Source organism: Bradyrhizobium sp. AUGA SZCCT0160 (assembly GCF_018130105.1).
Lineage (GTDB): Bacteria > Pseudomonadota > Alphaproteobacteria > Rhizobiales > Xanthobacteraceae > Bradyrhizobium.
This window is the reverse complement of sequence record NZ_JAFCMD010000003.1, coordinates 227,484-239,500: the sequence shown is the minus strand read 5'-3', so window position 1 is coordinate 239,500 and position 12,017 is coordinate 227,484. Positions and strand designations below refer to the sequence as shown.

The following is a 12,017-nucleotide window of genomic DNA, read 5'->3' as shown; positions in this document are numbered from 1 at the left end:
GGTGTTACCCGGTGCTCGCGACTTTCTGATTACGATCCGGACTTCTCGAGCCGGTCGACCGCCTTGAAGCTGCCGTCCGCCTGGATCACGGTCAGGAACACTTCATTCGAGCCGCGGTTGCTGGTGGGGCTGTAGGAGAGCTTGAAGCCGCCGAGATCGAGGCTGCCGGCTTTTTGCACGGCGTCGATCATGGCCTGGCGGGTGAGGTCGCCATCAACCTTTTCGAGCGCGGCGGCAATCGCACGGCCGACGAGGTAGCCCTCGAGCGAAACGAAGCCGGGCTGCGCGTCGGGCGCGCTGGCCTTGAGCGAAGCATGATAGCGCCCGACCACCGGGATCGCCGCATCCTTCGGGAACGGAACGACCTGCGTGATCACGACGCCGGTGCCGGCAGCGCCGAGTTCCTTTGCAAGCGCATCGGAGCCGACAAAGGAGATGTTCACGAAAGTGGCGTCGAGCTTGATCTGCTTCGCCAGCTTGATGAACTCAGCCGCGGGCTTGTAGGGGCTGATCATGATCACGGCCTGGGGCTCGACCTTCTTGATGGCCAGCAGCGCGGCTTTCACGGCCACCGTGTTGCGCTCGAAGGTGCCTTCGCCGGCAAGCTGCATCTGCCGCTTTTCGAGCGCCTTCTTGACGCCGGCAAGGCCGGCCTGACCGAAGGCGTCGTCCTGGTACATGATCGCGATCCTGGTCGCGCCGAGGTCCTTGGTCACCCGTTCGACCATGGCTTCGGTTTCCTGGAAGTAGCTGGCGCGAATATTCATCACCAGCGGCTTGTGCGGCTCGCGCAGGAATTCGGCGCCGGTGAAAGCACCGATGAAGGGCGCGCCTGCCGCCGTTGCGATCGGCTGGGTGGCGGCTGAGGTCGGGGTGCCAACCGCACCGACGAGCGCGAACACCTTGTCTTCTTCCAGCAGCTTCTTGGCCGCTTCGATCGACCTGGTCGGCTCATAGCCGTCGTCGACGCTCTTGAGCTCGAGCTTGCGGCCCTTGACGCCGCCGGCCTTGTTGATCTCGGCGAAGGCTGCTTCCAGCCCGATCTTCATGCCCTGGCCCAAGGCCGAGGCCGGACCGTCAAGCGCCGCGGCTTGACCAAACACGATCTTGTCGGCCGACACGCCGTTTTCGGCGGATGCGGGAATGCTCGTCGCGAGGAGAACAGCCGACGCAGCAAGGAAGGCGTTGAACGGAGTAGCTCGCATATGAATTTGTCCTTTGGCGGGTGTAATGGTCAAACGGATCTGCTGGCCCGGTCATCGTTGGCATGACGACACAGCAACACTGCGTTGCGATTGTGAGCCAGATAGCTTCAGAACAGATTAATGATTTGAGCGGTGCGTATTTGTACGGTTGCGCGATCGAGGCGAGGTTCGCGGCGGAGTTGCAGCCGTGAACACGCAGCCCGCACAAGGCGATCGTGGCACAATCAAAATTGGCAGGGAATACCCGAGCGTGAAGCGCCACTTGCGCGGATCAGCGACAAGTGTCCGGAATTCCAGCGGGGACCGGCAAGGTTATCGAAGGGTTAAGCTGATCGCCTGTCCGTGCGACGCAGTCCCGATTGTTCTTCGACACGATAGCTTAGTTGATCTGGATCCGCGTATTGCGTTGGCCGTTGCGCTGTACCAGCGCGAACAGCGCCGCCGCATGCGACGGGTGCAGCCTGACGCAGCCATGCGAGGCGCGGCCGCCGAGCCGCTTGATATCCGTGGTGCCGTGAATGGCGAATCCGTAATGGAAGAAGATCGCGTGCGGCATCGGCGAATTGTAATATTTGCGCGAGAAGTAATGTCGATGCATCGATTGCGGACGGAATACGCCGCTCGGCGTGCCATAGCCGCTGCGGCCGGTCGAGACCGGCCAGCTGTACCGCGTCGCGCCGTCGATGCTGACGGCCATGCGCTGGGATGATTTGTCGATCTGGACCACGACCGCGGCGCGTGCCGGGCTCGATGCCAATGCCGAGATCAAAATCGCGGCCGCAAATGGCAGCCGCTTAGCCAATCGAAATTTCATAATGACGCCCTGCCGGCAAAAAAAACTTCTCTAATGGCGGCATGATATGTCTTTTGGGAACGCGCCTTGTAAAGAGCGGCGCGCGGCCGGGCGCGAGAGGCCTTGGATTAATCTTAACCCGGAGCGGCCGGGATAGCGTGGAAATGCCGCGTGCAGATATTGTGGGAGATCAAGCAATTGCGATGGCCGGGCTGGTCCCGCTTGACCGATTCCATGCTACGCTTGGCGCGATAGAGTGATCCGATGACACCCCGCCTGATTCTGATCCCGCTCCTGATCCTGACCGGTCTCGCCAATGCCACTGCGGCATGGGCGCAGGACAAGGGCAGCGTTGATCCCAAGCCGCTGCCGCCGCTGGCCAACCCCAACGATCCCAACATCGCCGCCAAGGAGTTGTTCGGCCGCAAGCTGCTGCCGGCAGCGACGCCGACGCGGGTGCTGGGCTTTTACGCCCATGGCTGCATCGCGGGCGCGGAGGGACTGCCGATCAACGGCGACACCTGGCAGGTGATGCGGCTGTCGCGCAATCGCTACTGGGGGCATCCCGACATGGTCGCGCTGGTGAGGCGGCTGGCCAACAAGGCGCACAGAGATGCCGGCTGGCCCGGCATTCTGGTCGGCGACATGTCGCAGCCGCGCGGTGGCCCGATGTTGACAGGCCATGCCAGCCATCAGGTGGGGTTAGATGCCGACATCTGGCTGACGCCGATGCCGAACCGCCGGTTGTCGCGCAACGAACGCGAGGAAATGTCGGCAGTCATGATGGTGCGCTCCGACCGGCTCGACATCGATCCCAAAGTGTTCACACCAGGTCATCTGGTGGTGATCCGCGCCGCCGCGCAGGAGCCGACGGTGCAGCGCATCTTCGTCAATGCCGCGATCAAGAAGGCGCTGTGCCGCGAAGCCAAGGGCGATCGCAGCTGGCTGCACAAGGTGCGGCCGATGTACGGCCACGACTATCATTTCCACATCCGCATCAAATGTCCGCCCGGCGCCGGCGAATGCGAAAGCCAGCCCGATCCGACCGAAGGCGAAGGCTGCAGCGCCGGCGACCTCGCCTTCTGGTTCAAGGACTCGGTTCTCCATCCGAAACCGCCGCTCATTCCGCCGAAACCAAAACCGCCGATGACGATGGCGCAGCTTCCCCCGGCCTGCAAAGCGGTGCTGACTGCACCGGATGCAAAGCAATAGCCGGGCGGGGCGGAGCCTTTGCGCCGCGCCAACAATGCTGTAAGGTTCCCCACGCGATATTCCTGATGGACCGTAAGTCTCAGGAAAATGACCGGAACGGCGCTTCCGATTGTCGCATCCCTGACCCAACCAACGCCTGATTGCGGCGCGCGGACTGCGCGCATGCAAGCACGCCCGGAGCGCTCCGATGCATCGTCTCGCCGGAATTTTTGCCGCCTTTTTCATTCTGTTTGGCGCGATCCAATCGCCCGCTGCCGCACAGGACAAGACCATTACGGTGTTCGCCGCCGCCTCGATGAAGAATGCGCTCGATGACATCGACGCCGCCTATACCGCCAGGACCGGCGTCAAGATCACGGTAAGCTACGCTGCGAGCTCGGCACTGGCAAAACAGATCGAACAGGGCGCGCCGGCCGACGTGTTCATATCCGCCGACACCGACTGGATGGATTATGCGATCGGAAAGAAAACCATCAACGAGCCGACCCGGGTCAACCTGCTCGGCAATTCCATCGTGCTGATCGCTCCGAAGGATTCGAAGATCGACAATGTCAGCATCGGCGCGGGCTTCAATCTCGCCAAGCTCGCGGGTGACGGCAAGATCGCGACCGGCGACGTCAAATCCGTGCCGGTCGGAAAATACGCCAAGGCGGCACTGGAGAAACTCGGCGCCTGGCAGGCGGCCGAGCCGAAATTCGCGATGGCCGACAGCGTGCGCGCGGCGCTGACGCTGGTGGCGCGCGGTGAAGCCACACTCGGCATCGTCTACTCCACCGACGCCAGGGTCGAGCCCGGCGTCAAGGTCGTCGGCACCTTCCCGGGCGATTCCCATCCCGCGATCATCTATCCGGTCGCAGCGACCACGACCGCCAAGCCGGAGACCTCGGATTATCTTGCCTTCCTGCGCTCGACCGCGGCCAAGAACATCCTCGAGAAATACGGCTTCAAGTTCCTGGTCAGCCCCTCGACCTGATGTTCGATATCTCGCCGACGGAATGGACGGCGATCCTGCTCTCTCTGCGGGTCGCCATCATCGCAACGCTGGTGGCGACGCCGTTCGGCATCGCGCTGGCGTGGCTGCTGGCGCGGCATGATTTCTGGGGCAAGTCGATCCTCGATGCGTTGGTCCATCTGCCGCTGGTGCTTCCGCCGGTCGTGACCGGCTATCTGCTGCTGCTCACCTTCGGCCGCCGCGGCATGGTCGGCGCGTGGCTGGCCGACAATCTCGGCATCGTATTCGCGTTTCGCTGGACCGGAGCTGCGCTGGCCTGCGGCGTGATGTCGTTTCCGCTGCTGGTGCGGCCGATCCGGCTGTCGATCGAGGCGATCGACCGGCGGCTTGAACAGGCATCGAGCACGCTCGGCGCGGCACCGTGGCAGGTGTTTGCGACCGTCACCCTGCCGCTGGCGCTGCCGGGCATACTGGCCGGCATGGTGCTCGGCTTTGCCAAGGCGATCGGCGAGTTCGGCGCCACCATTACGTTCGTGTCGAACATTCCCGGTGAAACCCAGACGATTTCCTCGGCGATCTATTCGCTGATCCAGACACCCGACGGCGATCGCGCGGCGGGGCGGCTGGTGCTGATCTCCATCGTGATCGCGATGGGCGCGCTGATCGCATCCGAGTGGTTCGCACGGCGCGCCACGCAGCGCCTGCACGGGAACTGACCATGCTGCGCGTCGAGGTCACAAAGCAGCTTGGCGAGTTCTCGCTGGAAACCTCGTTCACCAGCGAGGGCCGCGTCACCGGCCTGTTTGGCGCGTCCGGCGCCGGCAAGAGCTCGCTGATCAACATGATCGCGGGCTTGCTGCGGCCCGACCGCGGCGTCATCACCCTCGACGGCGAAACGCTCGACGACACCTCGACGGGCGCGCACGTGCCGCCGCACCGCCGCCGCATCGGCTACGTGTTCCAGGATGCCCGGCTGTTTCCGCATCTCGACGTGCGGCAAAATCTCGACTACGGCCGGCGCATGAACCGCCTCATTGAAGATCCCGCGCAGCATGCGCGCATCACCGATCTGCTCGACATCGGCGGCCTGCTGGATCGCCGGCCCGGAAAACTCTCCGGCGGCGAGCGTCAGCGCGTCGCGCTCGGCCGCGCGCTGTTATCGAAGCCACGATTGCTGCTGCTCGATGAGCCGCTGGGATCGCTCGACGAGGGACGCAAGGTCGAAATCCTGCCCTATCTGATCCGGCTGCGCGACGAGGGCATCCCGATGGTCTATGTCAGCCACGATGCCGCGGAGCTGCGCCAGCTCGCGACGCAGATCGTGATGTTGCGCAACGGACGCGTCACCGCGCTCGGCGGCGTCAAGGTGCTGACGGGCAGCACGCCTGCTTGATATCGTCCGTGATCCAGATCACGTTCGATCGGCGCAGAATCCAAGAAATCCAGTGTTTATAGGCACTTCCTGAACACCCGTTCAGAAAAATCCTTCGAACTATTTTCGCGGGCGACGCGTCTCATAAGCGCATCAGGCAATCACGCCTAGCACAATGGAGACTACAACTATGTTCCGTAAAATCGCTCTTGCAGCTGCTGCCGCGATCGCACTGACCGCTGCTGCTGTTGCCCCGGCTTCGGCCGGTGGTAAGGGTGGCCACGGTCATGGTGGTCATCACGGTCATGGCCATCACGGCCATCATCATGGTCATCATCATCACGGTCATGGCCATCATCACCACCACGGTCATCATCACCACGGCCACCACCACTTCGGCTCGTTCTACATCGGCGGAAGCTGCTGGCGGACGGTGTGGACCGACTTCGGACCGCGTCGCATCTACGTCTGCGGCCGCTATCTGTAAGCTGACGGCCGTCGCAAGAAGGCCTCAGCCGAAGGCTGGGGCCTTCTCCCTTTTGCAGGGTTGCGTCAACTCACCTAAACAATTTCGCGCGCTCGCAAATCCGCAATCGCGCCCGCGTCGTAGCCGAGCGAGGCCAGCACCTCATCGGTATGTGCGCCGAGTTCGGGCGCCATGCGGTCGAGTTTGCCGCCGCCATGGGCGAGCTGAAACCCGCTGCCGGCAAAACGAAGCCGGCCATAGGGCGTGTCGATTTCCTGAATCGCGCCGCGCGCTGCGATCTGCGGATGATCGATCACTTCCTCGACCTTCCAGATGCTGGCGCAGGGCGCGCCGGCTGCTTCCAGGATGGTCTCCCATTCGCGCGGGTCCTTCTTCGACAGCGCATCCTCGATGATGGCGCGCAATGCCGGCTCGTTTTCCTGCCGGGCGAACCAGTCGACGAAGCGCGGGTCTTCCAACGCATCGGCGCGGCCGAGCGCCTTCATCAGCGACTGATATTGCTTCTCGCTGTTCACCGCGAGCAAGAGATAGCCGTCGCCGGCCTTGAATAGATTGGCGGTCGGCCGGCGGCTGACGGCCTGATTGCCGGAGAGTTGCTGGCGATGGCCGGCAACCGCGTAATCCGCCACCTGACCTGAAAGAAACGCCAGCGTCGCCTCCAGCATGGAGACGTCGACCATCTGTCCCTTGCCGGTATGGGTACGCTGGAACAGCGCGCTGGAGACACCGAACGCCGCGGTCGAGCCGGACAAGACGTCGCAGACCGCAAAGCCGGCGCGGGTCGGTCCGGTCTCAGCGTGGCCCGTAATGGACATGATGCCTGATAGAGCCTGGATCTTGCCGTCATAGCCGGCGCCAAGTCGCGCCGGACCGGTCTGGCCAAACCCCGAGATCGCGCAATAGATCAGCCGCGGATTGATTTCAGAGAGCGCCGCATAGCCGATGCCGAGCTTGTCCATCACGCCGGGACGGAAATTCTCCATCACCACGTCGGCTTGCGCCGCCAGCAGCTTGACGATCGCGATCGCTTCCGGCTTTTGCAGGTCGAGCGTCAGGCTGCGCTTGTTGCCGTTGATCGCCTGCCAACCCGGGGCCAGACCGCGCTCGGCCCATTCGCGGGAGAGCGGCGTGCGGCGCATGTCCTCGCCCTCGCGCCGCTCCACCTTGATGACATCGGCGCCGAGCAGCGCGAGCTGGTAGCTCGCATAGGGGCCGGCCAGCACCTGCGTGAAGTCGAGAATCTTCACGCCTTCGAACGGTCGGGTCAATGGAGGTCCTCCTCGTTTTCTTCCCTCTCCCCTTGTGGGAGAGGGTGGCGCCTCACGAAGTGAGGCGACGGGTGAGGGGTTCTCTCCTCACGGCAACATTTCGAGATGAGGATAGAGACCCCTCATCCGGCGCTTCGCGCCACCTTCTCCCACAAGGGGAGAAGGAAGACGGCCTCACGCTGCGCGGTTGCCGCGCGCGATTTCTTTTTGCTTGTCGAACTCGGCCCGGCGCCGTGCCAGTTCTTCCGGGCTCATCTGCGCGATGTTGTTGTAGTCGAGCTTCCAGGAGGCATCGTCGCTCCAGCGCAGCGGCGATTGCATCGTGGTGCGCGCGCCGGACGCGGTTTCCAACAAGCGTAGCGCCAGTTCGAGCGTCTGCGCCTGCGAGGCCACATCCTGCGGCTTGCCGGCCGAGTTGCCGAGCGGGAAATCCGAGAACAGGAAGCGGGGCACGGCGGCGTGCTCGACGATGTCCTTGGCACAGCCCATCACCACGGTGGCGATGCCATTGGCTTCGAGATGGCGCGCGACCAATGCCGAGGTCTGATGGCACACCGGGCAGTTCGGCACCAGCACGGCGACGTCGACCTTGTCGGCGAGACAACGCGCGAGGATGTCGGGCGCGTCGGTGTCGATGGTGACGCGATGGCTGCGATTGGTCGGCGCGCCGAAGAAGCGCGGCGCCACCTCGCCGATCCGCCCCGCGGCTTGCGCCTTGTGGAGCTGCGGCAGCGGAAACCAGGTGCCACTGTCGGTTGCTGACGTGTGCTTGCGGTCATAGCCGATATGCGAGATCCGCAGATCGTGCTGTTTCGAAGTATCGCCGTCATACACCGTGTAGAATTTCGCGCCGCCATTATACGCAGCACCCGGACCCTGATCGCCCTTGGTGGCGTCATACTGCGCGGCTGTGGTAACGATGGTCACCCGCGATTGCGCCAGCGGCTTCTTCAGCGGCTGGAACGGCGCATCGATATAATGCGCCCAGCGGTAGGGCGTGGTGTAGCCGATCGCAGCGTAATAATCGCGGGTCCGCTGCATATAGGGGACCGGAGCATCGTAGTCGGGCGCAAAGCCCAGTTGATCGTCGGACGGGCCGGACATTGTTGTGTCTCCTGCGTTTCCCTTAGCGTTGGGCCCAAGCTAATGAGTGTTCGCCTGTTGCTCAACAGCGGATATTAGATGGCCGCTCAGTTCGTAGGGCGGATTGGAGCCGAAGGCGTAATCCGCCAACTTGAGCCACAATCGGCGGATTACGCCCACCGGTCCGCGCCTTGCGCGGATCGATGGGCTCCAATCCGCCCTACACCCCCGCGACCTGGGACCAGATATCCGCAACCTTGCGCTTGAATCGCTGGCCTCTCGTCAGGGGCACGGCCACTTCCTCTTCCTCGGGCAGCCGCAGGCCGATGACACTGACCCGGCCGCCACTGATGCTGCGCGCGACCAGGACGATGGGATCCAGCACCAGCTCGGCGCCTTCCTTTGGCGCGTGGTCGAGATGGATGTCGAAATGATCCGCCAGCGTCAGCTTGGCCTGCTCTTCACCGACCGCAACGCCGTAGATCGCAGCGAGTTCGCCCAGCGTGTGCTCGCCCGACACCGTGAAATCGCCGAGCAGATGCGGATCGGGCGCCGTGCTCGGCGGCATATCGACAAAGAACCGGTCGAGTGCTTCCGCCTTTTCCGGCGGGGCCAGCAGATAGATGTAATCCCCGGGTGCAATCGGATCGGCCTCGGGGGGCGAGAGGATCCGCTCGTCACGGATCACCAGCGTCGGCTTCGACCAGGACGGGATCAGCCCGCGCCGGAAGTACAGGCTCTTTGAACGAACGGGATAGCCGACCAGTTGCTGCTCGAGCTGGCCGGGCAGATCGAGCTCCACGCGGCGCGGGCCACGGTCCGCGCGCGGCAGCGCCACATGCAGCAGCCGCGCCGCCGGCGCCAGCGTCCAGCCCTGCAGCAGCAGCGAGATGAAGACGACGACAAAGGCGACGTCGAAATAGAGATAGGCCTTCGACAGCCCCACCAGCATCGGGATCGACGCCAGGAAGATCGCCACCGCGCCGCGCAGGCCGGTCCAGGCGATGAAGAGCTTTTCCCGCCAGTTGAAACGAAACGGCGCGAGGCAGAGAAACACCGCCAGCGGCCGCGCCAGCAGCATCAGCACCAGCGCCACCAGCACGGCCGGACCGATGCTGCTCACCAGCCGCTGCGGCGACACCAAGAGGCCGAGCATCACGAACATCACAATCTGCGCCAGCCAGGTCGCGGCATCGAGGAACGTCACCACCGAATTATGCGCGCGCGTCGGCCGGTTGCCGATGATGATGCCGGCGAGATAGACCGCGAGAAAGCCGCTGGCGTGCGCGATCTGCGCCGCCCCGAAAATCACCAGCGCCGCGGTGGCGACAAAGGGCGCATGCAGGCCTTGCGGCAGCGCCACGCGATTGAGCCCGACCACCACCAGACGGCCGCCGATCACGCCGACGACGGCGCCGAGCCCGGCTTCACGCACGAATTCCAACGCGATATGCGCGGCCGAGCTTTGACCGAGCGAAATGTACTGCACCAGCATCAGCGTAAGGAAGACCGCGAACGGATCGTTGGTGCCGGATTCGGCTTCCAGTGTCGCACCGACCCTGGGGCGCAGCCGCAGGCCCTGCGCATGCACCAGCAGGAATACCGCCGCCGCATCGGTCGAAGCGACGACGGCGCCGACCAGCAGCGACTCGCTCCAGTTCAGATCGAGCACGTATTTGGCGAATGGCGCGGTGACCAGGGCGGTGAGCAACACGCCGACCGTCGCCAGCACCGTAGACGGCGCCAGCACCGCACGGATGCTTTGAAACCGCGTTTTCAGACCGCCGTCGAACAGGATCAGCGCCAGCGCCACCGACCCCACCAGATAGGTCGAGCGTACGTCGTCGAAGCTGAGCTGTCCGGGCCCGGAATCGCCCGCCAGCATGCCGATCATCAAGAAGACCAGCAGCAATGGCGCGCCGAAGCGCAGCGCCAGCAGGCTCGAGAGAATTCCGGCCATGATCAGGACGGCTCCGAGCAAAATCGCCAGACTTACTGAATCGAGAGAAGCCATGAATCCAGGTAAGCCTCGAATCTAGAGAAGGTTTGCACCGCTGCAATGTTGGGCAAATACTTGCAATTGCATCCTTATCGTCGCCACAGTTGAACGCCAACCCATTTCTCCGGATAGCGGCAATGTGCCCGGTTTATCGGCCTAACTTGCCCTTGCGGACGTCTTGTATCGATGGCATCCGCAGCGGGCTTGTGGGAATCTGCCAGCGCTTCGAATCAATTTTGCATGATGGGGCAGCTCGATAAGCAACTTGCCCCGAACGAGATTTTGCCGATGGATCCGAAAGAGATTATCGAGTTGCTGCTCACCACCGCCCGGTCGCTCGGCGCGGAAGTCACCTCGCCGTGGTTCTATCTGCAGTTTGGCCTGATCCTCGCCGGCGCAGGCATCGCCTATGCTTGCGACGCGGCGATTCGTTCGCGCATCGACATGACCTCGTTCGCGATGGGCTTGCCGCTGCCGCTTCGGCACTTCGCCCGCGTGCTGATCTTCAGCGCTTCCACCGCGGTGTTCGCCGTTCTGATGATCGCCGCCCGCATCGCAATGGTCCACTCGACCTGGCCGAGCCGCAGCTATCTCTTGGCGGTCTCCGCCAAGCTGGCGCTGGCCTGGCTGGTCATTCGCCTCGTGACATCGGTCATTCGCAACGAGTTCATCGTCCGCCTGGTGTCGCTGTCGGCGTGGCTGGTCGCCGCGCTCAGCGTCGTCGGCCAGCTTCAACCGACCCTGGACTTGCTGGATTCGGATGCGGCCTCGATCGTGCTCGGCGGATTGCGGCTGACGCCGCTGGTCCTGATCAAGCTCGGCGCCTTGCTGATCGTGGCGCTATGGCTGACCAACATCGCCAGCAACTTCGTCGAAAGCCGGATCACCCGCTCCGCGGATTTGACGCCGTCGATCCAGGTGCTGCTGGTGAAGATGATCCGGATGGGCCTGATGGTGCTGGCGGTCATCATCGCGCTCAGCGCCGTCGGCATCAATCTGTCCGCGCTCGCGGTATTTTCCGGCGCGGTCGGCGTCGGTATCGGTATCGGCCTGCAGAAGATCGTCGCCAATTTCATCTCGGGCATCATCCTGCTGGCGGACAAGTCGGTAAAACCCGGCGATCTCGTCACCATCGGCGACAGCTCGGGCAGGATCAGCGCGATGAAGACGCGCTACATCTCGGTCGCCGCCGGCGACGGCCGCGAATTCCTGATCCCGAACGAGGATCTGGTGACCCAGAAGGTGGTGAACTGGACCTATACCGACAAGAATACGCTGGTGAAGGTGCTGTTCGGCGCCAATTACGACGCCGATCCGCGGCTGGTCTGCAAGCTGGCCCTCGAGATCGCCGCGGCGGCGCCGCGCGCTATCAAGAACAAGCCGCCGAACTGCATCCTGACCGAGTTTGCCGAGGCCGGGATGAAATTCTCCCTGACCTTCTGGATATCAGACCCCGACGGCATGGACACCGTAAAGAGCGACGTCATGCTGGCGCTGTGGGATGCCTTCAAGCGCGAGGGCATCCGGGTTCCCTACCCGGTGCGTGAAATCCGGGTCCGGGGCGGCGCGCTGCCGGTCGAATCCGTGGTTGAGGTTTCCAGCTGAAATCAAGCGTTTAGATGCCCCCCGGCCCCGAACCTTGGCTT

At 63.5% G+C, this 12,017-nt stretch carries 11 protein-coding genes; 6 read left to right on the top strand and 5 right to left on the bottom strand.

The window, feature by feature from the left end; genetic code table 11:
* Positions 1 to 29 precede the first annotated feature (29 nt).
* Both JQ558_RS07245 and JQ558_RS07240 read right to left on the bottom strand, forming a co-directional pair.
* Positions 30 to 1,205, bottom strand: a complete 1,176-nt coding sequence (locus JQ558_RS07245; RefSeq protein ID WP_212275432.1) for an ABC transporter substrate-binding protein — start codon at positions 1,203 to 1,205, stop codon at positions 30 to 32.
* 379 nt (positions 1,206 to 1,584) lie between these two features.
* Complete coding sequence (locus JQ558_RS07240; RefSeq protein ID WP_249142372.1) at positions 1,585 to 2,007, bottom strand: L,D-transpeptidase; 423 nt, start codon at positions 2,005 to 2,007, stop codon at positions 1,585 to 1,587.
* A gap of 255 nt (positions 2,008 to 2,262) precedes the next feature.
* Between JQ558_RS07240 and mepA the strand changes: the two genes are divergently transcribed.
* From mepA to JQ558_RS07215, 5 genes are all read left to right on the top strand, one after another.
* Positions 2,263 to 3,210 carry a penicillin-insensitive murein endopeptidase gene (gene mepA, locus JQ558_RS07235; RefSeq protein WP_212293236.1) on the top strand — a complete coding sequence of 316 codons (948 nt, stop codon included), beginning with the start codon at positions 2,263 to 2,265 and terminating at the stop codon, positions 3,208 to 3,210.
* A 187-nt stretch (positions 3,211 to 3,397) separates the two neighbouring features.
* Entirely contained in the window at positions 3,398 to 4,183 is a 786-nt protein-coding gene (modA, locus tag JQ558_RS07230) for a molybdate ABC transporter substrate-binding protein (RefSeq protein WP_212293235.1), read from the top strand.
* Positions 4,183 to 4,878: a molybdate ABC transporter permease subunit gene (modB, locus tag JQ558_RS07225; RefSeq protein WP_212293234.1), complete on the top strand. Its 696-nt coding sequence runs from the start codon at positions 4,183 to 4,185 to the stop codon at positions 4,876 to 4,878. The genes modA and modB overlap by 1 nt, the downstream gene beginning before the upstream one ends.
* Before the next feature lie 2 nt (positions 4,879 to 4,880).
* Entirely contained in the window at positions 4,881 to 5,555 is a 675-nt protein-coding gene (modC, locus tag JQ558_RS07220; RefSeq protein WP_212293233.1) for a molybdenum ABC transporter ATP-binding protein, read from the top strand.
* Between the two features lie 169 nt (positions 5,556 to 5,724).
* Complete coding sequence (locus JQ558_RS07215) at positions 5,725 to 6,021, top strand: hypothetical protein (protein WP_212209674.1); 297 nt, start codon at positions 5,725 to 5,727, stop codon at positions 6,019 to 6,021.
* 74 nt (positions 6,022 to 6,095) lie between these two features.
* Here JQ558_RS07215 and JQ558_RS07210 read toward each other — a convergent pair whose 3' ends face one another.
* The 3 genes from JQ558_RS07210 to JQ558_RS07200 form a co-directional block, all read right to left on the bottom strand.
* Complete coding sequence (locus JQ558_RS07210) at positions 6,096 to 7,289, bottom strand: CaiB/BaiF CoA-transferase family protein (protein ID WP_212293232.1); 1,194 nt, start codon at positions 7,287 to 7,289, stop codon at positions 6,096 to 6,098.
* Between the two features lie 174 nt (positions 7,290 to 7,463).
* Positions 7,464 to 8,393 (bottom strand): glycine/sarcosine/betaine reductase selenoprotein B family protein, encoded by a 930-nt coding sequence (locus JQ558_RS07205; RefSeq protein WP_212293231.1) that lies wholly within the window; start codon positions 8,391 to 8,393, stop codon positions 7,464 to 7,466.
* A 199-nt stretch (positions 8,394 to 8,592) separates the two neighbouring features.
* Entirely contained in the window at positions 8,593 to 10,386 is a 1,794-nt protein-coding gene (locus tag JQ558_RS07200; protein WP_212293230.1) for a potassium/proton antiporter, read from the bottom strand.
* A gap of 273 nt (positions 10,387 to 10,659) precedes the next feature.
* On the opposite strand from JQ558_RS07200, the gene JQ558_RS07195 reads away from it, so the two are divergent.
* Positions 10,660 to 11,976, top strand: coding sequence for a mechanosensitive ion channel family protein (locus JQ558_RS07195; RefSeq protein WP_409410492.1), 1,317 nt, complete (start codon positions 10,660 to 10,662; stop codon positions 11,974 to 11,976).
* Positions 11,977 to 12,017 lie beyond the last annotated feature (41 nt).